Below are 21844 nucleotides of genomic sequence, written 5' to 3'. Positions count from 1 at the left end.
GGTGACCCCGACATGGCCACCGCGCACCCACCGGCCACCACTCGCGACGATCCCGAGGAGCCAGAGGAACGAGCCGAGGACCGAGCTGACGGCAACGGCCCCGACGGCTCAGCCACCTCCCACCTGGATGTGGACGTGGCCGGTGCCGCACCCGTACGCCACCCCCTGCGCTGGCTGGCCATCGCCGTCCTCGCCGTCCTCGCGGCCCAGCTCTTCCACTTCCTCTTCACCAACCCCAACTTCGAATGGGACACGGTCGGCGCCTACTTCACGGCCGAGATCATCGGCAAGGGCATCGCCACCACCATCGAACTCACCGTCATCGCGATGGTCATCGGCATCGTCCTCGGCGTGCTCGTCGCCGTCGGGCGGATGTCGGCGAACCCGGTGCTCAGGGCGGTGTGCGGGGCGTACGTCTGGTTCTTCCGCGGCGTGCCCGTGCTGGTGCAGCTGGTGTTCTGGTACAACCTGTCCGCGCTGCTGCCGCGCGTCTCCCTCGGGGTGCCGTTCGGGCCGGAGTTCGTCAGCCACCACACGAACGACCTGATCACGCCGCTGCTGGCCGCGATCCTCGGCCTCGGCCTCAACGAGGCCGCGTACATGGCGGAGATCGTCCGCGGCGGGCTGCTCGGCGTCGACCCCGGCCAGACGGAGGCCTCCGACGCGCTCGGCATGAGCCGCTCCCGCAGCCTTCGCCGGATCGTTCTGCCGCAGGCGATGCGCTTCATCGTCCCGCCGACCGGCAGCCAGGTCATCAACATGCTCAAGGCCACCTCGCTGGTCAGCGTGATCGCGCTGTCGGACCTGCTCTACACCGTGCAGTCCATCTACAACCGCACCTTCGAGACCATCCCGCTGCTCCTCGTGGCGTGCCTGTGGTACCTGGTCATGACGTCCGTGCTCTACGTCGGCCAGTCCTTCATCGAACGCCATTACGCCCGCGGCGTCACCCGCAACGCCCCGCAGAACTTCTGGGACTTCGCCCTCTTCCGGCGCCGCAAGCGGGTGCACACGCCGGAGGACCAGGCCCCGAAGGAGCCAGCATGAGCCGTCCCGTCACCAAGGACGCCCCCGCCACTGCCGCTCCTTCCTCCGGGCAGGTGCCGATGCTGCGGGCACGAGGCGTACGCAAGAGCTTCGGGTCCCTCGAAGTGCTCAAGGGCATCGACATGGACGTGGCAGCGGGCGAAGTCGTCGTCCTGCTGGGGCCGTCCGGCTCCGGCAAGTCGACGTTCCTGCGCTGCATCAACCACTTGGAGGCCCCGGACGGGGGCTCCATCCACGTCGCCGGCGAACTCATGGGCTACCGCGCTCACGGCGGCCGCGTGCACCACCTGCGGCCACGCGAGGTGACCCGGCAGCGGCGCGACATCGGCATGGTCTTCCAGCACTTCAACCTCTTCCCGCACCAGACCGTCACGCAGAACGTCATCGAGGCCCCGGTCGGCGTGCTGCGCCGCCCGAAGGCGGAGGCGAAGGAGCGCGCACACGAACTGCTGCGCCGCGTCGGCCTGTCGGACAAGGCCGCCGCCTACCCCCGGCAGCTCTCCGGCGGCCAGCAGCAGCGGGTCGCCATCGCGCGTGCGCTGGCGATGCGCCCGAAGCTGATGCTCTTCGACGAGCCCACCTCGGCGCTCGACCCCGAGCTGGTGGGCGAAGTCCTGGAGACGATGCGGGACTTGGCGCGCGACGGCCTGACCATGGTCGTGGTCACGCACGAGATCAGCTTCGCGAAGGAGGCCGCGGACCGTGTCATCTTCATGGACGACGGCCGCGTTCTGGAGTCCGGCCCCCCGTCCGTCCTCGACAACCCCTCCAACCCCCGTACCCAGGCCTTCCTGAAGCGCTTCCTGTAACCCCCTTCACCGGAAGCGGACTCGAGCGGGCGGGCGCCGTACGGGGGGCGGCGCCGGCCCGCTCGGGGTGTCCCTTGCGCCGATCTCCGTACGAGCGCCGGCACTTGCCCCTGGACTAGGTGCCCCGCGCTTCAGGGCACTGCACACACTCAACGTCCCGCGGAACGCGCCGGCCTCCTTCGCTCATCATCTGACGAGCCGACAGCAGAGGTATGGGGTTGGCAACAGCCTGCTGGTGGGGCTTGTCCCCGGTGTCGGCGATACGGCACGGTTCTGGTGGTTGTGACACGGGGATGGGGGGCCGTCGTGGAGTTGGCGGAGCAGATCGCATCGGTGCGGGCGGGGGTCGGTGACCCGCAGGAGATGGTGGGGGAGTTCAGGCGTACGGCCGTGCTGGTGCCGGTCGTGGGCGGCGGTTTCATGTCCGCCGAGTACGGGGGCATCCGGTGGATCTACGCCTTCACCGATGAGGCTCCCCTGGCGCGTTTCGCGGAGGCTCGCGGCTCGGCTCCGGATGAGGCCTGGGAGTTCGTGACGGTGCTCGGGGCGCGGCTGCTCGACGGGATCATCCCGGAGCTGGACGGCCCGACGGGTGTGGCGGTGGACGTCGCGGACGACGACGCTTCGATGATGTTCCCGCCGGTGGCGGGGATCGTCCCGGACGCGGTGGCCGTCGACGTCGACGAGGACGGGAACCGGATCACGGCGGACGGGGGCGGCCGGTGAGCGGCGGCGAGGAACTGAAGTTCGACAAGGAATCACTCGCCCTGATCACCAAGGGGCTGAACTCTGCGATCGGTGAGCTGAAGTCGGCCGGGGGCGGGGCGACGGGTTCGTTGCAGGGCAGCGGGTTCGGTGAGATGTCGATGTCGAAGATGGAGGCCGGTGACGCCGGTCTGGCCGACGACTTCGAGAGCTTCTGCGAGCGCTGGGAGTGGGGGGTTCGGGCGCTGGTCCAGGACGCCAACGCTCTTGCGGCGAAGCTTGGTCTGGCGGCGGGGATGGTCCACGAGGAGGACAAGTACTGGGAGGGGGCCTTCAAGGTCGGGGTGAACTCCTTGATCGGCAATCCTCACGCCACGGAGGAGGAGGTCGCCAAGCAGAGCTGGGGCGAGACCTTCACTCCGGGCTTTCTGGATCCGGACTACAGCCCGGAGTCCTTTCAGCAGGCCCAGCAGGAGATCGGGCAGACGTGGAAGGACACCGGCCGTTCCTTGACCGAGGACGGTATCGGCGGTCTGCAGAACGACGTGGTGATGGACGCGTACGGCATCCCGGAAGAGGCACGGGAGCAGGCGCGCGACGACGCGTTCGGTCCGTCGGCGGAAGAACGTGCACAACAGCAGCAGTCGGGATCGGGGGATGAGGGCTGATGGGACTCGGTGATCTGGTTCCGGATTCGGTCGAGGACTGGGCCGAGGACAGGGTCGAGGACGTCGGCGAGGGGATCGACGCCGCCTCGGACTGGGGTGCGGACCGGCTGGACGACGTCGGCTGGCACTCCGGTGCGGACTGGGTGCGCGAGAAGGGCGACTCCGCCGCCAACGCTCTCGGTGCCGCTGTCGACGAGATGCAGTTGGGGGAGACCGAGGACGAGACGAAGCTCGTCCACGGCAGTCCGGAGAAGCTGCGTTCCACGGCGAGCCATCTCACCGATTTCAAGACGGCGTTCACGAACGTCGGCAACGGCCTGAAGGGCCTGGACTCCTCGCACTTGAAGGGCGAGGCGGCCGACGCGTTCCGCGAGAAGGTCGCGATCGAGCCGAAGAAGTGGTTCAAGGCGGCGGACGCGTGCGAGAAGGCGGCCAAGGCGCTGAAGGACTTCGCCGGGACGGTGGACTGGGCGCAGAAGCAGGCCCAGGAAGCCATCACCCTCTACAACAAGGGCAAGAAGGCATCCGAGGCGCACGAGGGGAAGGTCGACTCGTACAACAAGGCCGTCGACTCCTACAACGCCAAGCCGGCGGACGAGCGTGACCCGAAGTCCCTTCCGGACAAGCCCGGTGCGGATCCTGGAGCGGCGGACATCAAGGCGGCGCAGGAGAAGCTGGCGGAGGCGCGTCGTCAGCGCAACGACGCGGCGGGGCCCGCTCGTTCGGCGGTCGCCGGTGCGCGGGACGCTGCGCCGGAGAAGCCTTCGTACGGTGAGCAGGCTCTGGACGGCCTGGAGGGGCTGAACCTGAGCGCGTCCCACTTCTACGGCGGCATCGTCAAGGGCACGGCGGGCATCGTCAGCTTCGCGCGGAGCGTGAACCCGACCGACCCGTACAACATCACCCACCCCGCCGAGTTCATGACGAGCCTGAACAGCACCACAGCGGGTCTGGTGCGGATGGCCAACGACCCGCTGGGCGCGGCCAAGACGATGTACGACGGCTTCATGAAGGACCCGGCCGAGGGCACCGGGCGCCTCATCCCGGAGCTGCTCGGGACGCGGGGGCTGGGCAGCATCAAGAAGATCGCCACCGTCGCGAAGCATCTCCCGGACGAGAAGCCGCCCAAGACGCCGGGGCGAGGGGACGTCGACAACAACCCGGATAACGCTGGTAGAGGCCCGGGGCGAAGGCCATGCGACGGCGATCCGGTGGACGTGGCGACAGGGCGGGTGCTCCTTCCTCAGACGGATGTGTCGCTGCCGGGAGCGCTGCCACTGGTCTTCAAGCGCGGGTTCGAATCCTCCTACCGCGCCGGCCGCTGGTTCGGCCCCAGTTGGTCCAGCACAATCGATCAGCGTCTCGAGATCGATGCAGAGGGTGTGGTGTTCCACGGCGAGGACAACTTGTTGCTCGCCTACCCCCACCCCGCACCGGATGTACCGACACTGCCGGAAACGGGTGCGCGCTGGCCCCTTGACCGGACCGTCGAGGGAGACTACGTCCTGACGGATGAAGGCACAGGCAGGGCTTGGCAAATCGTTGGACCGCAGGGCGCGAATCCAGGTGGATCCGGGACCGCTCTGCTCGATGCAGTGGTTGATCGCAACGGAAACCGCATTTCGTTTGAGTACGACAGCTGCGGTACGCCGACCAGCATTGTCCACGAGGGTGGCTATCACCTGAAGGTCACTGCAGACAACGGCCGCGTCACCGCTCTGTGCCTGGCCGAAGCCGCTCCCGACGGAGGCGATCAGACGCTGGTCCGCTTCGGCTACGCGGACGGAAACCTCACTTCGGTAACGAACTCATCTGGTGTGCCGTTGCAGTTCGACTACGACGGGCGAGGGCGCATCAAATCGTGGACGGACACCAATGATCGCCGGTTCAGCTACGAATATGACGAAGAGGACCGGTGCATTGCGCAGTCCGGCGAAAACGGCTGCATGCAGTTCACGTTCGACTACAACGGACTCGACGAGCGAACTGGTCATCGGGTAACGACAGTAACGGATCCCGAGCGAGGTACTCGGCGAAACGTGATCAATGAACGACTGCAAGTGGTAGCTGAAATTGATGCGTTGGGCAATACGGTGTTCATGGAGCGTGATCGCTGCCATCGTCTGCTATCCCGCACTGACGCTGCAGGAAGTACTACCCACTACCAGTACGGCGAAGCAAGCGATCAACTGACCTCCGTAATTCGCCCCGACGGCATGCGGATCAGTGCCGTGAACAACGAATTCGGCTTGCCCGTCGAAATTATCAACACCGACGGGGGTATTTGGAGGCAGGAATATGACGAGCGGGGCAACCGTACCAGAGTGACCGACCCGGCGGGTCACGTCACTCGATACACCTATGATTCACACGGCTTTCTGACGTCCTACGTGAATGCTCTGGGAGCGACCACTCGCGTCCGTTGTAATTCCGCAGGCCTGCCCGTCGAGATCCAAGATCCCCTTGGGGCGGTCACTACGTACGAACGCGATGCATTCGGCCGTCCAATAGTGATCACCGACTCGCTGGGAGCGGAGACCCGACTGCAGTGGACGATCGAAGGCAAGCTGTCGCGCCGTACAGGCCCGGACGGAGCGGCGGAATCCTGGACTTTCGACGGAGAAGGAAACTGCACCTCTTTTGTCGATGCGAATGGCGGCATCACCGCCTACCAGTTTGGAGACTTCGACCGTCTGGTCGCGCGCACGGGTCCGAACGGTGTTCATCACGAGTTCAGCTATGACCAGGCACTTCGCCTCACCAAGGTCACCAACCCGCAGCAGATGACTTGGAGTTATGAGTATGACTCCGCGGGGCGCATCGTGTCAGAGACCGACTTCGACGGCCGCAGGCTCAGGTATGGGCACGACGCTGTAGGTCGGCTGATCTCTCGCACCAATCCTGCCGGAATGACCGTTACCTTTGAGCGAGATTCGCTCGGGCAGATCGTCTCCAAAAGTGCAGACGGCCAGCGGACAACCTATGACTACGACGCTGCAGGCAATCTAATTCACGCTATTGGGCCGGACGCCGAGCTGCTGGTCCAAAGGGACAAGCTTGGGCGCGTGAAAACGGAACTGCTGAACGGGCGAGTTCTGACGTACACGTACGACGCCGTAGGCAACCGCACGCGCCGGGTGACTCCTTCTGGCGCTGCTTCAAGTTTCACCTATGACGACGCCGGCAACCGGGCCACGCTTATGGCCTCGGGCCATACCCTCGAATTCACTCGTGACGCGGTGGGTCGCGAGATCCACCGGCGCGTCGACGGCGCTGTCGACCTCGAGTACACCTGGGACCCCGCCGGCCGCTTGACTGCGCAAACCGTCAGAAGCCCTTCGGCGACCCGCGTGCAGCAGCGGACCTACACGTACAGGCCTGACGGTCATCTGCTCGCCGTTGACGACCACTTGAATGGATCTCAGGAGTACGACCTGGATCCAGTTGGGCGTGTCACAACTGTGCTGGCGAACGATTGGGACGAGTCGTACGCATACGACGAGTCAGGCAATCAAACTCGCGCACACTGGCCAGCAGAGAAGGCCAGGGCGGACACTCGGGGTGAGCGCACGTACGGAGGAACTCAGCTGCTCTCTGCGGGGGCTGTCCGCTACGAACACGATGCCGCTGGCCGTGTCATCCTCCGTCAGAAGAATCGGCTGTCCAGGAAACCGGATACGTGGCGTTATACATGGGACTCCGAGGATCACCTCACTTCGGTAACCACACCGGACGGCTGCGTATGGCGCTATTTGTACGACCCCCTGGGTCGCCGCATCGCCAAACAGCGCCTCGACGGTGATCGCGCAACTGTCGTCGAGCAGGTCGACTTCACCTGGGACGGGCCCACGCTCATCGAGCAGACCACGACCAGCTCAGACCTGCCGGATCCAGTGACCCTCACTTGGAATCACGATGGTTTGCGCCCCCTGACGCAGACTGAACGCATCACCGATACTGAAACTCAGGGTGAGATCGATTCTCGATTTTTCGCGATCGTCACTGATCTGATCGGCACGCCGACCGAACTCGTCGATGAATGTGGAGAAATCGCTTGGCACGGCCGAGCGACGTTGTGGGGGACGACTACTTGGAACATCAATGCTACGGCTTATACGCCGCTTCGATTTCCTGGTCAGTACTACGATCCGGAGACTGAGCTTCACTACAACCTCCACCGTCACTACGATCCCACTACGGCTCGATACGCCACCCAGGATCCATTGGGCCTCGCGCCTACGCCCAACCCCTCCGCATACGTTCACAACCCGAAAACATGGACTGATCCGTACGGGTTGACTCCTTGTAAATGGGACATGTCTGCTGTCGACGAGAAGTACGACAAGCATGTTGAGGGAATCGGCAAGCGGCCTGGCGAGGCCCCGGATATGCCCGAGTATGCTCAGACGGTTGATGGGGTCGACGGGTTCGACAGGTACATGAAAGATGCGGAGGATCTCATGAACGGCCCCCCTGGTGAAAATGTGCGGGAGGTGGTCCGCGCGAGCGACGGTGCTGTTCTGCGTCTTGATCCTGAAGGCCGATTGGCCATCCAGCGCGATGGGAAGATCGTGAATTTCTTCCGTCCCGACAACCCACGTGAGTACATGGAGAACGAAAGTGTCAGGTGACTCACGTGCTTCATTCGAGGGGGCCTTCGATGCTGCGGCGTCAAAGGCAGGTTGGCGTTCTGGGATTGCCCCCGAAGAAGCAATGCAACGCTGGCGCTATTTTACGGACGACTGCTTGGCGGGCTATCCGTGGGAAGTGGAGGAATATGCAAATGACCTAACTCTGAGGAGCACTCTGCAGCGGGTTTTGACAGAGCTGACGCCCGCTCATCCCAAGTGTGCAGGCGCGCTCCTGCAGGACATCAAGAGAATTGACTCAGAGTTGATGACCGTACTCAGCAGAGAAGTTTTCACAGACTTCCCAGAAGGGGAGTGGTGGTTGCGCAATGCTCCACAGTATGGCGCTCACCACTTTTGTGAGGATTTCAAGAGGGCTTACGGCGTTGAGATCCCCGTACGATCTCAGTACGACAATGATGTTGCCGCGATGCTTCGGTTGCTCGAGAGCGGTTCTGCGATGTCAAGCATCTGCATCCAGGTGCGACACGAGGAGTGGTGGGTCGCGCGCAGGCCTGATCTCCTCTTCCTTGCCTGTAAGAGAGTCTTTTCTCCTGACAGGGCGCAACGTCGACTGATTTGGTCTTGGACGTGCGGGCGCGTGACTGACGAGGAGTTGGTTACACGACTCTAGGTGCGGGAGACGGAACCGGCTGACAGGCCACAGGCGAAGGCGAACGAGGTTGGCCGGTCGAGCGCACATGGAAGACAGGGGCCTGCCTGTAGGCGATTCAAGCCTGGTGGAGCTTTCGCGCGCGCTGACGTCTCCGGTCCCGAACGTGCGGGAAGAGGCATGTGAGTCGGTCGGCCCGAACGGTGAGCCTGTTCCTGAAGGCGGGTTGAAGGAACGCCCGATTCCCCTCCCACCGGAGCAGCAGAGAGGATATCCCGGCCGATGAGTGCCATCGACGACGTGCGGGCTGAGGGCAAGCTTCCGATCCGGAACGCTCTGCATTTCTCCGGCGACGAGGGCTCCTACGATGTGTCCTTGGATCCGGAAGCTCCCGGAGGCCTGCGTGTCCTCGCTGCCTTCGACGTGAGGGAGATGCTTTCAGAGGCACAGAACTGGGTGACCGCTATCGACCCTCTGACGGAGATCCGTGTGACGGAGGGGGACTTCCTCTGGGCCGGCGAGACGGCGTGGGGGTCGGACGGCTTCATCGCCCGCGTCCGGGAAGACGAGTCGCTCGTGTGGGCCTTTCTCTTCCAGGATTCCAATCCGTTCGAGGACGACATCCAGGTGTCCGGGCGATACGCCATGTTCCGTTCCACGTCCGAGGTGACGATCACCGTCGACATCGACGATCCGCGGCTTCCGATCCCCCGTACCTAGAAGCAGCCCGGAGATTCGGATGCGGCTGTCCGCCGAAGCCGCACTGCTCTCCAAAGTCTCGGCGTACATGGACGGTTGACCAGGCTTGTCCCGCGCGCCTCCCTTCATCAGGCAGGCGCGCGGAACCGTGCTCGTGTCATCCGGCGAGAAGCCGGCGGGCAGCAAGGGGCGCGGGTATCGGAACCGCTCAACTCGACGAGCGATGTGCCCGCCCCCGCAACCCCTCCACCGTCACTCCCGGCGCCAGCCGCCCCTCCGCCGGGCGGAGCGCGATCAGGGCCGGGCGGCCCGATCGGCAGTTGGCCAGGCTGCGTTCCAGTGCCGGGCCGAACTCCCCGGTCTCCGTGACCGTTTCGCCGTGCGCGCCAAAGGCGCGTGCGTACGCGGCGAAGTCCGGGTTGGCCAGGTCGGTCCCGCTGACGCGGCCCGGGTAGTGCATCTCCTGGTGCTTGCGGATCGTGCCGTACGTGCCGTTGTCGACGACGAGGATCAGCGGAGCCCCGCCTTCGGCGGTCGCCGTGGCCAGCTCCTGCCCGTTCATCAGGAAGCAGCCGTCGCCCGCCAAGGTGACCACCTGGCGTCCGGGCGAGATGACGCTCGCCGCGACGCCCGCCGGCACGCTGTAGCCCATCGAGCCGCTGCGGGGCGCCAGTTGGCGCATGCCGTCGCGGTAGCCGATGAAGCGCTGTGCCCACAGGGCGTAGTTCCCCGCGCCGAAGGTGATGACGGCGTCAGGCTCCAGACGGGCGTCCAGTTCCGCGAACACAGAACCCAGGTCGAGTGATTCGTCGTCGTTCAGCGTGCGGCGGAAGTCCAGATGAGCGGCGCGGTCGGCCTGTGCGACCTCCGTCCAGGGCACCGGCCCGTCCGGCTTCAGCTGCGCGACCGCCGCGCCGAAGGCCTCGGGTGAGGCCAGCAGGGCGAGGTCGGCCGACTGTTGCGATCCCGGTGCCTGTGACTCCGGCAGCACGTGGACGAGGCGTCGGGTCTCCTCTCCCGTTGAGTCGAGCAGCGTGTATCCGTCCGTCGCCACGTCCCCCGGTGCCGCGCCGACGCAGATCAACAGGTCGGCCGTGCCCAGGCGTTGGGCCAGCTTCTCGGAGCGCCCGTAGCCCAGGTTGCCGGCGAACACCTCGCACTCCTCGGCGATCAGGTCCTGGCAGCGGAAGTCGACGGCCACGGGCAGGGACCAGGCTTCGGCCCAGGACCGTACGTCCGCTCGCGCCGTCTCCGTCCAGCGGCTTCCGCCGAGGAGCACCAGCGGACGTTTTGCCTCGCCCAACAGCTCTTCCAGCTCCGTGAGTTGGGCAGCGGAGACCGCGCCCTCGGGCACCGGCAGGGGGGACGCGTCCGCGACGGAGACCGTGTCCGTGAGCATGTCCTCGGGCAGCCCCAGAACCACGGGTCCGGGGCGCCCGCTCGCGGCGACGGCGAAGGCGCGGGCCACGAATTCCGGGATCCGGGCGGCGTCTTCGATCGTCTCGACCAGCTTCGCCGTCGTCCCGAAGGTGCCCCGCAGATCGAACTCCTGGAAGGCCGCACGATCCTGGTGACCTCGCGGCACCAGGCCGACGAACAGGACGAGCGGTGTGGCGTCCTGCTGAGCGGTGTGCAGGGCCACCAGCGCATTGGTCGCGCCGGGACCGCGGGTGGTGAAGCAGACGCCGGGTCGGCCCGTGAGCTTGCCGGACGCCTCCGCCATGTACCCGGCGCCGCCTTCGTGGCGGCACACGACCATCCGCACGGGGGCGTCGTAGAGGGCGTCCAGCGCGTCGAGGTAGCTCTCACCCGGTACGCCGAAGACGGTCTCCACGCCGTGGGCGGCGAGTTGGTCGACGAGTATCCGTCCGCCGGTGCGGGCAGGGGTCTGCGGCGTCATGCGATGGCCTTCGAGGTCTCGTGCTGCTTGCTCGGGTCATGTCCCAGCCGGCGTTGCAGTTGCGGACCCGCGAGGTAGGAACCGACCGCCGTGCAGGCCGCGATGAAGACGAGCAGCAGTGCCGCGCTCCACGAGGCACCGCCGGAGAGCCCGAGCAGCGACGCGGCGACGAGCGGCACGAAGCCGGCCAGCACGCCTGCCAGGTTGTACGACATGGCGACGGCGCTGTAGCGGAAGTTCTCGGGGAACATCCCGGAGACGACGGCGCCGATCGGCGCGTACGGAATGGAGATGGCGCCGATCCCGAGCGAGACGCCGAGGATCACCAGCCCTGTCTGCCCCGTGTCCACCAGCCAGAAGGCGGGGAAGGCGGCCAGTACCGACACGACACCGCCCACCGCGCAGACCTTCCACGGCCCGGCCTTGTTGGCGATGCGTCCCGCGACGACGAGCACGGCGATCTCGACGACGGATCCGACGAGCGTGGAGTTGAGCATCACCGACTTGTCCACGCCGAGTTGTTCGGTGCCGTAGGAGATGATGAAGGTGGTCAGCAGGAAGAATCCGCCGATGCCGAGGAAGGCGGCGGCGATGCCGATGAGGATGCGGCCCCAGGTGCGGCGGAAGGCCTCGAGGAGCGGTGCGGGCGGCGGGCCGTTCTTCTCGCTCTCGGCCATCATCGCCTTGAAGACGGGCGACTCCTCGATGCGCAGACGCATGTAGAGGGCGACGACGAGAAGCACGAAGGCGAAGAGGAACGGTATCCGCCAGCCCCAGGAGTAGAACGCGTCGTCGTCCAGCATCCCGACCAGGGCGAACGCTCCGCTGGAGAGCAACGTGCCAACGGGAGAGCCGAGTTGGGGCACGGCGGAGTAACTGCCGTGCTTCTCCCGGGGGGTGTGCTCCAGCGTCAGCAGCATGGCGCCGCTCCACTCTCCGCCCACCGAGATGCCCTGCAGGAACCGCAGCGTGGCAAGCAGCGCGGGCGCCCAGACGCCGATGCTGTCGTAGCCGGGCAGCAGGCCGATGCAGCCGGTGGTGACGCCCATCAGCACGACGGTCATGATCAGCGCCGTCCGGCGCCCGTGCCTGTCACCGATGTGCCCGAAGATCGCGGCACCGATGGGACGGGCCACGAAGCCCACCGCGAAGGTGATGAAGGAGGCGATGGTGCCGACGGCCGGGTCCAGGTCGGGGAAGAAGAGCTTGTTGAAGACCAGGGCGGCGGCCGTGCCGTAGAGGAAGTAGTCGTACCACTCCAGGGCGGTGCCGACGAAGGCGGCGGAGAGCAGCCGCTTGATGTCCGCGGTGCGAACCGTGGTCTGGGGGAGGGGCGTCGGCGATTCGTGTGCCGGTGACTCTCCGCCGGCTGTGGGCGGTGGTGATTCCTGGCTCATCAGGGTGTCTCCTCGGGGACGGCGTCCGCTGGTGCGAGGCGCGCGGAGGGCGGGGGAGCGGCTGTCGCTGGTGCTGCGATCGGTGGGGCCGCGCGGCAGGGAACGCCTGCGGTACGGAGGGGACCGCACCGCAGGCGGTGGGGAGTGCCTGCCACTGCGTCGAGCGGGGTCATCGGAGGCCGATCAGGCCGTGCGGGTCGTGAGCGGTATCGGCGTCGCCGCCGACCGCCGTCGCCAGGACGCCGATGGAGCCGATGCGGTCCTGGTCGACGCTCAAGGGGTCGGCGTCGAGCACGGCGAAGTCGGCGAGCATGCCGCGTCTCAGGCGGCCCTTGTCCGCGCCGGCACCCGTGGCCTGCGCCGACCCGACTGTCCAGGCTTTCAACGCGGCCTGGACGGGGACGCGTTCACCCGGCGAGAAGGGTGCACCGGAATCCGTCAGCCGGCGCACCATCGCCTCGATCGCCGGAAGAGGGGCGCCCGGAGCGACCGGGCGGTCGGAGGAGCCGGGCACCGTGAGGCCGAGGTCGAGGAAGGACCGCATGCGATAGGTCCAACTCGTGCGGTCCGGGCCGAGGTTCGCGGCCATCGCGTCACCGAAGGCCGCGAGGAAGTTGTGCTGCGGCACGGGTACGACGCCGAGTGCGGCGAAGCGTTCCAGCTGATCCGGGCGGACCATCCCGGCGTGCTCGATGCGGTGCACCACGTCCGTGCGGGGGTGTTCGCGCTGTGCGCGTTCGTACGTGTCGAGGGCGAGGTCGACCGCCCGGTCGCCGATGGCGTGCGCGGCGATGCTCCATCCCGCGCGGTGTGCGGCCACGACGAGGCCGGCCATCGCGTCGGGTTCCTCCTGGAAGTAGCCCGTGCCCGGTGAGTTGCTGTCGTGGCAGCCGCAGAAGGGTTCGGTGACGGCTGCCGTACGGCCCAGGAGCGAGCCGTCGAGGAAGATCTTGACCGGGCCGACGGACAGCCGGTCGTCCCCGAGGCCCGTGCGGATTCCGAGGTCGAGGCCCGTGGTGATGCCGTCGCTGGAGTGCGCGCTCAGGGGATGCAGCGCGTCGGAGGCGATCATCAACTGGGCGCGGGCGTTCAACCGTCCCGTGTCCAGGGCGAGTTGGTACGCCGCGAACTCGACCGGCGTCTGGCCTATCCAGCCGCCGCCGATGCCCGCCTCGGTGAAGCTGGTGATGCCCTCGGCGAGATAGCGGCGGGTCGCGGCCTGCACCGCGTCCGCGATCGTCTCCACCGAGTACGGCAGCACCTGCCGCTGCACGAGTTGCTGTGCGGTCTCCTCCAGCAGGCCGTTGGGACGCCCGTCCGCGTCCCGCACCAGGACTCCGCCCGCGGGCGGCTCGAAGCCGTCGGCGAGCGCTCCGGCGCTCTCCAGCACGGGGGTGTTGACGTAACAGGCGTGGCCCGAGGTGTGTTTGAGCCACACCGGGCGTCCGCCGGCCGCCCGGTCCAGCGCGTCACGGTGCGGCGGAACGCCGCCGGCCTTGTGATGGTCCAGCCCCGCACCGACCACCCACGCTCCGTCCGGGAGGGTCCGGGAGTGGCGGGCGACGGCGTCGTAGACCTCCTCCAGGGAGCGGGCCCCGGAGAGGTCGAGCTGGGAGAGGGAGAGGCCGTACCAAGCGGTGTGGCAGTGCGCGTCGTTGAAGCCGGGTACGACCGTGGCGCCGTCGGCGTGCAGGACGCGGTCGGCGTGGAGGCCGTCGATGTCCTCGTCCAGGCCGACGACGCGTCCGTGCAGGACGCCGAGGCTGCGCGCCGTCGGCCGGTCGTCGTCCATGGTGAGGACGTTCGCGTCCCGCACGATCAGATCGAGTCGCATGGCTTCGGACCCTCGTCCTTTCCCTCGGTCGGTGTGCTCAGGCCAGGTGGTGGAGTTGAGCCAGCGGTACGTGTGTGGCGGCTTCGGTGGCGGTGGGCGTTCCGTCGACGAGGACGGGGCCCGCCTCGCGCGGCACATGGACGGTCGGGGTCGCGGTGTTGTGCAGCATGTCGGCGCGGCTGAGACCCCGGCTGTCCCGTACGGACGCGTAACGCAGCCCGGACGGAAGGGAGTTGCGAGCGGTCTTGTCCTCCAGCGTCTCGTTGCCGACGAAGACGCGGGCCAGCCGTGAGGCGGCGTCGCCGAGTGCTCCGTAGTACGGGCGGTAGCGACGGGGCTGGGTCAGCCGGGTCGATCCGGATCCGGAACCGGTGTTGCCCCAGGCCACGAAGCCGCTCTTGACGACCAGTTCGGGCTTCGTGCCGAACCATGCCGGGTGCCACAGGACGATGTCGGCGAGCTGCCCCGGCCGGACGCTGCCGACCTCGTGCGAAATGCCGTGCGCGACGGCCGGGTTGAGCGTGAGCTTGGCCAGGTAGCGCAACACGCGTGCGTTGGCGGGGTGTTCGACACCGCCCTCGCCGCAGCGCAGTGCCTGGAGGTGGGCGAGCTGCCAGGTGCGGCGGACGGTCTCGGCGATCCTGCCCATGCCCATCGAGTCGGAGTTGACGATGCTGATCGCGCCGAGGTCGTGCAGCGAGTTCTCGGCGGCGATGGCATGGGATCGGATGCGCCCCTTGGAGACCTCCACGTCGCTCTCGATGTGGTGGTTCTGCCGGTGGACGGTCATCGTCATCGGGAAGAGCTCGTCGACGGTGTTGACCGTGTAGGGGATCGTGGGAGTCGTCGACGAGGGAAGGATGTTGGCCTCGGAGAGGATCTCCAGCAGGTCGGGATGACCGCCGCCGCCCTCGACGTGGTACGCGTGCACGGTGCGTCCGCGCGTGGCGCCGACGGTGTCCCGCAGATAGCCCGACTCGTTCATCGAGTCGGTGTGCAGCGCGACCGGGAGGTCCGCGTGCTCAGCCGCGTCCAGGCAGTTGTCGACGATGCGCGGAGTCGCTCCGAAGTCCTCATGGATCTTGAAGCCTCCGGCGCCGGCCAGCACGATCTCGTCCAGCAGCCTGCGCGAACTGGACGAACCGCGGGCCAGGAACGCCACGTTGAGCGGCGTGCCACGCCAGGCGCTCATCAACGTGTGCAGGTTGTGCGCCGGGTTGCAGCCGATCTCCCACATGCCGCCGAGCCCCATACCGACGACCGTGGTCACTCCCGAAGCGAGCGCAGCGGGCGCGATCTCCGGTGAGGAGAGGTGCACATGGCTGTCGACGATGCCCGGCGTGGCCAGCAGTCCTTCGCCCGGCACCATGGAGGTGTGCGAGTCGACGGCGAAGTCGACGGGAGTGAGGTCCGGGTTGCCGACCCCTCCGACCGCGACGACGCGGCCGTCCTTGACGCCGATGTCCGTCTTCCGCACACCGGCCTGCGCGTCCAGCAGCACCACGTTGGTGATGACGAGATCCAGCGCGGAGGCACGGTCCGAGCGGGGTGAGGCCAGCAGCCCGTCACGTACGGTCTTGCCGCAGCCGCCGAGGAGTTCGTCGCCGGGGGTTCCGTCGTCGCTCTCCACCTCGACCCACAGATCGGTGTCTGCCAGCCGGATCCGGTCACCAGTGGTGGGCCCGTACAGGGCGTTGTAGGTGCGGCGGTCGACTTCACGGTGGCCGGGCGCGTTCACGGGCGGGCCTCCCTCTCCTCGGGCTGTGCGACGTGCGCTTCCTCGCGCCTGAGTCCGGCGCCCTCGTGACGTGCTTCCACCACTTCCACCTCGCGCTCACCGTCCGGTTCGAAGACGAGGGCCGTGCCGGCAGGGATGTCGAGGCGCATGCCCTCGGCGGTTCCGCGGTCGAAGTGCAGCGCCGAGTTGGCTTCCGTGAGCGGGTAGTGCGAGGACACGTAGACGGCTTGGTCGCCGGTGTTGCGCACGGTCAGCCGCGCCCTGCGCCGGCCCGCATTGATGCGCACGGGCTCGGGTGCCGTACGGACGGCGCCCGGCGCGTCTCCCGTACCGGAAGCCGCGATGGGAACGTCGACGGCGACGAGCGCGGTGCCGCTGGGGAAGAGCGCCTCGACCTGGACGGTCGGCACCATCGCGGGCACGCCCTCCAGGACGTCGTCCTCGGTGAGGACCGAACGCCCCACGGCGATCACCTCGTCCATGCTCAGCCCGTCCCAGGCGGCCTCCAGCACCTCGTCGCAGATGAGGGCGATGGCCTCGGGGGCGTTGAGACGGCGGCCGCGCCCGCGGCGGCGGCGGGCGAGTTCGGCAGCGGTGAACAACTGGAGCCGCTCGTTCTCGCGAGGGGTCAGATGCACTGTCGGGACCTCCGGGATCGACTGACCGGACGGCGGGTGCGGGCAATCGACCCAGCATGGCGTCAGTCGAGGAGGAGGCCAACGTTGAAGTATCGCGGACTGGAGGGCCACCATTGTGCAGATGCACACTCCGCCTGCCTCACCCCCGCCGTCACCGCGCGCTGCCGAGCTCGCTGTGGAGTGCCTCCAGGAGATCGACAGCCTGCTCGTCGACTGGCTGGAGACCGTACGGCCGCTGCGCGCGCAGTACGCGGACGCCGTGCCCGACGACGACTTCCGCGAGACGGCCCTCCAGGCCTTCGAGCTGCTGCTCCGAACCGTCGCGGAGCTGCCCGTGCCCGCGGGCCTCGCCGGGATCTCCGGACGCATCGGCGAACGGCGAGCGCGCCAGGGCGTACCACTCGACTCGCTGCTGGCGGCGGCCCGCCTGGACTTCCGGGTCGTGTGGGCCGCACTCGTCGAACGGGCCGACGACGAGGACAAGGTGCTGCTCGTCGCCTCGGCCTACCAGGTGTGGGAGGCCGTCGAAGCGCACGTCACCGGGATCATGACCGCGTACCAGCGCACCGTGCTGGAGATGGGCAGGCAGCGCGAGGACGAACGCCGGCTGTGGTTCGACAGGCTGCTGGAGACCGGAGGCCACAACCCGACAGTCGTACGCGACGTGGGAGTGGCGCTCGGATTCCGGCCCACCGCGGACTTCCTCTGCGTGGCCGCCCTGCCGGGCGCCGGAGGCGGACTGCACGGCGCGGCCACCGCGCTGCGTGCCGTCGGTACAACGTTGCAGCGGCACACCGTCTCGTCCGCCTCGCTGCTGGTCGTGCAGTTGGAGGGACGCGTCACGGAGGGGGCGGTGCTCGACCGGCTGGAGGGTGTGCCGTGCGGGCTGTCACCCGCCGCCGAGGGTCTCGCCGAAGTGCCCCGCGCGGTCGAACTCGCCACCGCCACCGTACGGGCGCTTCCGGAAGCGGCGACGGGGCCGCTGCGCCTGGCGGACGCCTGGCTCGACGTACTCGTGCACCGCGCGGACTCCTTCGCGGGGCACCTGGCGCAGGACGTGCTCGGAGGGCTGACCGACAGCGGTGCTCCCGCTGCCGAGACCAGTCGGCTGCTGCACACGGTCCGGGTGCATCTGGCGGGCAGCGGATCGATCGCGGAGACCGCGGATGCTCTCTACTGCCACCGGAACACCGTGCAGCAGCGCTTCACGCGCTTCTTCCAGCTCACGGGCCGCGACGTCCGCCGTCCCGAGGACGCCGCCCTTCTCGCACTCGCGCTGCGCGCACGGAAGCACGAGGGGAGCAGGCCCGGGCAGTGAGCGACGGGATGCCGGACGTCCGCACTCAGCCGTCGCCCGCCCCTCAGCTCTCCCTCGGCCCTGCCTCAGTCCTCGTCTTCGTCTTCGTCGAGCCGCGCGAGCCAGGTCGCGAGGCGCTCCACCGGGATCTCGAAGTCCGGGTTGATGTCCACGAACGCGCGGAGCTGTTCGGCCAGCCACTCGATGGTGACCGATTCCTCGCCGCGTCGGTCGGCCAGCTCTTCGATGCCGCGGTCGGTGAAGTACAAGGAGCGCTCCCGGGGACTGTTGACGTTGCACTCCCACGATATGCGGGCGCGTTCCGGCGCCGTCGGTCAGGCGGGGTTCCGCACGGAGAGGCCCGTTCGCGTGCGTCCGCCCGTACCGGGGCTGACCACGCGCACCCGCCCCGCACACGAGGAGGGCCCCGCCGGAGCGAACCGGCGGGGCCCTCTTCGTCGTTCAGACCGCTCAGAGGTCGAAGACCTCCTGGATCAGGTTCTGCTGCTCCTCCTGGTGCCGCTTGCCGGAGCCGACGGCAGGCGAGGAGGACGAGGGCCGGGAGACCCGGCGCAGGCGGTCCGCGTTCGGGACCGGGTCGGAACCGATGATCAGGTCCAGGTGGTCGACCAGGTTGAGTGCGATGAACGGCCACGCACCCTGGTTGGCCGGCTCCTCCTGGGCCCACAGGAACTTCGACGCACCGCTGTACTTGGCCATCTCCGCCTGGATCTCCTTGCCGGGCAGCGGGTAGAGCCGCTCCAGCCGGATGATCGCGGTGTCGGTGAGACCACGCTTCTGCCGTTCGGCGTCCAGGTCGTAGTAGACCTTGCCGGAGCAGAAGACGACCTTGCGGACGTCGCCCGGGTCCACGGAGTCGTCGCCGATGACCGGACGGAATCCACCCTCGGTGAACTCGGAGGCCTTCGACGCCGCCGCCTTCAGCCGGAGCATCGACTTCGGGGTGAAGACGACCAGCGGCTTGTGGTGCGGGTTGTGGACCTGCCAGCGCAGCAGGTGGAAGTAGTTCGACGGCAGGGACGGCATCGCGACCGTCATGCTGTTCTGCGCGCACAACTGGAGGAACCGCTCGATGCGGGCCGAGGAGTGGTCCGGGCCCTGGCCCTCGTAGCCGTGCGGCAGCAGCAGCGTCACACCGGACGTCTGATTCCACTTCTGCTCGGCCGAGGTGATGAACTCGTCCACGACGGTCTGCGCGCCGTTGACGAAGTCACCGAACTGGGCCTCCCACATGACCAGCGCCTCGGGGCGGGCCAGCGAGTAGCCGTACTCGAAGCCCATCGCCGCGTACTCGCTCAGGAGCGAGTCGTAGACGTTGTACCGGGCCTGGTCCTCGGAGAGGTAGAGCAGCGGCGTGTAGTCGTTGCCGGTGTTCTGGTCGAGCAGCACCGCGTGGCGCTGGCCGAACGTGCCGCGGCGGGAGTCCTGACCGGCGAGCCGGACGGGAGTGCCCTCCATCAGCAGCGAACCGATGGCCAGCGTCTCGCCCATGCCCCAGTCGATGGTGCCGTCCTCGATCATCGCCGCGCGCCGCTGCAACTGCGGAAGCAGTCGCGGGTGGACGGTGACGTGATCGGGGATGTTGACCTGGGACTCGGCGATCCGCTTGACGACCTCCTGGCTGACGCCGGTCCCGACGTGCACCGGGAACTCCGCCTCGGGCTGGGGGACTTCGGCGGGGGCGGGCGTGTTCGCCGCGTCCCGCACCTCGGTGAAGACCTTCTCCAGCTGGCCCTGGAAGTCCTGAAGGGCCTGCTCGGCCTCTTCCAGCGTGATGTCGCCGCGGCCGATGAGGGACTCGGTGTAGAGCTTGCGCACCGAGCGCTTCTTGTCGACCAGGTTGTACATCAGCGGCTGTGTGAACTGCGGGTTGTCGGTCTCGTTGTGCCCGCGGCGGCGGTAGCAGATGAGGTCGATGACCACGTCCTTGTTGAACGCCTGGCGGTACTCGAAGGCCAGCCGCGCGACGCGGACCACGGCCTCCGGGTCGTCACCGTTCACATGGAAGATCGGGGCCTCGATCATCCGCGCCACGTCGGTGGAGTACATCGACGAACGAGCCGACTCGGGTGCGGCGGTGAAGCCGACCTGGTTGTTGACGATGATGTGCACGGTGCCGCCGGTGCGGTAGCCGCGCAGCTGCGACATGTTGAGCGTCTCAGCCACCACGCCCTGGCCCGCGAACGCCGCGTCACCGTGCAGCTGGACGGGCAGGACGGTGAAGTCCGTGCCGCCCTTGCCGATGATGTCCTGCTTGGCACGCGCGACGCCCTCGACGATCGGGTCGACCGCTTCGAGGTGCGAGGGGTTCGCGGTGAGGGAGACCTTGATCTGCTCGCCGTCCAGACCGGTGAAGGTGCCCTCGGCGCCCAGGTGGTACTTCACGTCGCCGGAGCCGTGCATCGACTTCGGGTCGAGGTTGCCCTCGAACTCCCGGAAGATCTGCGCATAGCTCTTGCCGACGATGTTGGCCAGCACGTTCAGACGGCCGCGGTGCGCCATGCCGATCACGCACTCGTCGAGGCGCGACTCGGCGGCCGCGTCCAGTACGGCGTCCAGCATCGGGATGACGGACTCGCCGCCCTCCAGCGAGAAGCGCTTCTGGCCGACGTACTTGGTCTGCAGGAACGTCTCGAAGGCCTCCGCGGCGTTCAACCGCCGCAGGATGCGCAGCTGTTCGTCACGCTCAGGCTTGGAGTGCGAACGCTCGACCCGGTCCTGGATCCACTTGCGCTCCTTCGGGTCCTGGATGTGCATGTACTCGATGCCGGTGGTGCGGCAGTACGAGTCACGCAGGACGCCGAGGATGTCGCGCAGCTTCATCATCGACTTGTTGGCGAAGCCGCCGACCGCGAACTCCCGCTCCAGGTCCCACAGGGTGAGCCCGTGCTCGGTGATGTCCAGGTCGGGGTGCTTGCGCTGCTTGTACTCCAGCGGGTCGGTGTCGGCCATGATGTGGCCGCGCACCCGGTAGGAGTGGATCAGGTCGAAGACGCGGGCGGCCTTGGTGACGTCGTCGTCGTGCGAGGCGTCGATGTCCTGGTTCCAGCGCACCGGCTCGTACGGGATGCGCAGCGCCTTGAAGATCTCGTCGTAGAAGTCGTTCTCGCCGAGAAGCAGTTGGCTGACGATGCGCAGGAACTCGCCGGAGGCCGCACCCTGGATCACGCGGTGGTCGTAGGTGCTGGTCAGCGTCATCACCTTGGAGACGCCGAGCCTGTTGAGGGTGTCCTGCGAGGTGCCCTGGAACTCCGCCGGATACTCCATCGCGCCCACGCCCAGGATCAGGCCCTGGCCGGGCATCAGGCGCGGCACGGAGTGCACGGTGCCGATGCCGCCGGGGTTGGTGAGCGAGCAGGTGACGCCGGAGAAGTCCTCCATCGTCAGCTTGTTGTGGCGGGCGCGGCGGACGATGTCCTCGTACGCCTGCCAGAACTCGAAGAAGCTGAGCGTCTCCGCCTTCTTGATGGCGGCGACGACGAGTTGGCGGTCGCCGTTCGGCTTCACGAGGTCGATGGCGAGGCCGAGGTTGATGTGGTCGGGCTTGACCAGCGTCGGCTTGCCGTCCTTCTCGGTGTACGAGTAGTTCATCGACGGCATCGCCTTCAGCGCCTGCACCATGGCGTAGCCGATCAGGTGCGTGAAGGACACCTTGCCGCCGCGGGCGCGCTTGAGGTGGTTGTTGATGACGATGCGGTTGTCGAAGAGCAGCTTCACGGGAACGGCACGCACGGACGTGGCCGTGGGCAGCTCCAGCGAGGCGTTCATGTTCTTGGCGACGGCCGCGGACGGACCCCGCAGCGCCACGTACTCGGGACCTGACGGCTGCTCCGCCTCGGAGCCCTCTCCG

The 21844-nt window shown here is 67.5% G+C and carries 14 protein-coding genes; 7 read left to right on the top strand and 7 right to left on the bottom strand.

Annotated elements, in window-relative coordinates; all coding sequences use genetic code 11:
• Nucleotides 1–12: 12 nt before the first annotated feature.
• From H5J26_RS01100 to H5J26_RS01075, 6 genes are all read left to right on the top strand, one after another.
• A complete protein-coding gene (locus H5J26_RS01100; protein ID WP_181763721.1) occupies nucleotides 13–1047 on the top strand; it encodes an amino acid ABC transporter permease in 1035 nt (344 codons plus the stop codon).
• 59 nt (nucleotides 1048–1106) lie between these two features.
• Entirely contained in the window at nucleotides 1107–1856 is a 750-nt protein-coding gene (locus tag H5J26_RS01095; protein ID WP_181763792.1) for an amino acid ABC transporter ATP-binding protein, read from the top strand.
• Nucleotides 1857–2219: 363 nt separating this feature from the next.
• Nucleotides 2220–2582 (top strand): hypothetical protein, encoded by a 363-nt coding sequence (locus tag H5J26_RS01090; RefSeq protein WP_235980191.1) that lies wholly within the window; start codon nucleotides 2220–2222, stop codon nucleotides 2580–2582.
• Nucleotides 2579–3229 carry a hypothetical protein gene (locus tag H5J26_RS01085; RefSeq protein WP_181763720.1) on the top strand — a complete coding sequence of 217 codons (651 nt, stop codon included), beginning with the start codon at nucleotides 2579–2581 and terminating at the stop codon, nucleotides 3227–3229. Before H5J26_RS01090 ends, H5J26_RS01085 begins: the two co-directional genes overlap by 4 nt.
• A complete protein-coding gene (locus tag H5J26_RS01080; protein ID WP_181763719.1) occupies nucleotides 3229–7860 on the top strand; it encodes a putative T7SS-secreted protein in 4632 nt (1543 codons plus the stop codon). The genes H5J26_RS01085 and H5J26_RS01080 overlap by 1 nt, the downstream gene beginning before the upstream one ends.
• An 892-nt stretch (nucleotides 7861–8752) precedes the next feature.
• Nucleotides 8753–9190 carry a hypothetical protein gene (locus tag H5J26_RS01075; protein WP_181763718.1) on the top strand — a complete coding sequence of 146 codons (438 nt, stop codon included), beginning with the start codon at nucleotides 8753–8755 and terminating at the stop codon, nucleotides 9188–9190.
• A gap of 187 nt (nucleotides 9191–9377) precedes the next feature.
• On the opposite strand, the gene H5J26_RS01070 is transcribed toward H5J26_RS01075, so the two are convergent.
• From H5J26_RS01070 to ureA, 5 genes are all read right to left on the bottom strand, one after another.
• Entirely contained in the window at nucleotides 9378–11069 is a 1692-nt protein-coding gene (locus H5J26_RS01070; RefSeq protein ID WP_181763717.1) for a thiamine pyrophosphate-binding protein, read from the bottom strand.
• Nucleotides 11066–12466 (bottom strand): MFS transporter, encoded by a 1401-nt coding sequence (locus tag H5J26_RS01065; RefSeq protein WP_181763716.1) that lies wholly within the window; start codon nucleotides 12464–12466, stop codon nucleotides 11066–11068. Before H5J26_RS01065 ends, H5J26_RS01070 begins: the two co-directional genes overlap by 4 nt.
• Nucleotides 12467–12635: 169 nt before the next feature.
• Entirely contained in the window at nucleotides 12636–14300 is a 1665-nt protein-coding gene (locus H5J26_RS01060) for an amidohydrolase (protein ID WP_181763715.1), read from the bottom strand.
• A 37-nt stretch (nucleotides 14301–14337) separates the two neighbouring features.
• On the bottom strand, nucleotides 14338–16038 hold the full coding sequence (locus tag H5J26_RS01055; protein ID WP_181763714.1) for an urease subunit alpha: 1701 nt from the start codon (nucleotides 16036–16038) through the stop codon (nucleotides 14338–14340).
• Complete coding sequence (gene ureA, locus H5J26_RS01050) at nucleotides 16035–16676, bottom strand: urease subunit gamma (protein WP_181763713.1); 642 nt, start codon at nucleotides 16674–16676, stop codon at nucleotides 16035–16037. Before ureA ends, H5J26_RS01055 begins: the two co-directional genes overlap by 4 nt.
• A 121-nt stretch (nucleotides 16677–16797) precedes the next feature.
• Between ureA and H5J26_RS01045 the strand changes: the two genes are divergently transcribed.
• Complete coding sequence (locus tag H5J26_RS01045) at nucleotides 16798–17994, top strand: PucR family transcriptional regulator (RefSeq protein ID WP_181763712.1); 1197 nt, start codon at nucleotides 16798–16800, stop codon at nucleotides 17992–17994.
• 65 nt (nucleotides 17995–18059) lie between these two features.
• Here the strand turns inward: H5J26_RS01045 and H5J26_RS01040 are convergent, their stop codons facing one another.
• Complete coding sequence (locus tag H5J26_RS01040; protein WP_181763711.1) at nucleotides 18060–18242, bottom strand: DUF6104 family protein; 183 nt, start codon at nucleotides 18240–18242, stop codon at nucleotides 18060–18062.
• Between the two features lie 202 nt (nucleotides 18243–18444).
• Nucleotides 18445–21844, bottom strand: a 3400-nt coding sequence (locus H5J26_RS01035) for a multifunctional oxoglutarate decarboxylase/oxoglutarate dehydrogenase thiamine pyrophosphate-binding subunit/dihydrolipoyllysine-residue succinyltransferase subunit (RefSeq protein ID WP_181763710.1), incomplete at its 5' end; no start/stop codon positions are given.

Source organism: Streptomyces albidus (ex Kaewkla and Franco 2022), assembly GCF_013870515.1.
GTDB classification, from domain to species: Bacteria; Actinomycetota; Actinomycetes; order Streptomycetales; family Streptomycetaceae; genus Streptomyces; species Streptomyces albidus.
This window is presented reverse-complemented; position numbering and strand designations above follow the sequence as displayed.

Excerpts from the sequence above, each read along its gene's own strand:
- H5J26_RS01060 (WP_181763715.1), bottom strand. The coding sequence starts at position 14,300 with ATGCGACTCGATCTGATCGTGCGGGACGCGAACGTCCTCACCATGGAC.
- H5J26_RS01075 (WP_181763718.1), top strand. The coding sequence starts at position 8,753 with ATGAGTGCCATCGACGACGTGCGGGCTGAGGGCAAGCTTCCGATCCGG.
- H5J26_RS01080 (WP_181763719.1), top strand. The coding sequence starts at position 3,229 with ATGGGACTCGGTGATCTGGTTCCGGATTCGGTCGAGGACTGGGCCGAG.
- H5J26_RS01090 (WP_235980191.1), top strand. The coding sequence starts at position 2,220 with ATGGTGGGGGAGTTCAGGCGTACGGCCGTGCTGGTGCCGGTCGTGGGC.
- H5J26_RS01070 (WP_181763717.1), bottom strand. The coding sequence starts at position 11,069 with ATGACGCCGCAGACCCCTGCCCGCACCGGCGGACGGATACTCGTCGAC.
- H5J26_RS01045 (WP_181763712.1), top strand. The coding sequence starts at position 16,798 with ATGCACACTCCGCCTGCCTCACCCCCGCCGTCACCGCGCGCTGCCGAG.
- H5J26_RS01095 (WP_181763792.1), top strand. The coding sequence starts at position 1,107 with ATGCTGCGGGCACGAGGCGTACGCAAGAGCTTCGGGTCCCTCGAAGTG.
- H5J26_RS01065 (WP_181763716.1), bottom strand. The coding sequence starts at position 12,466 with ATGAGCCAGGAATCACCACCGCCCACAGCCGGCGGAGAGTCACCGGCA.
- H5J26_RS01100 (WP_181763721.1), top strand. The coding sequence starts at position 13 with ATGGCCACCGCGCACCCACCGGCCACCACTCGCGACGATCCCGAGGAG.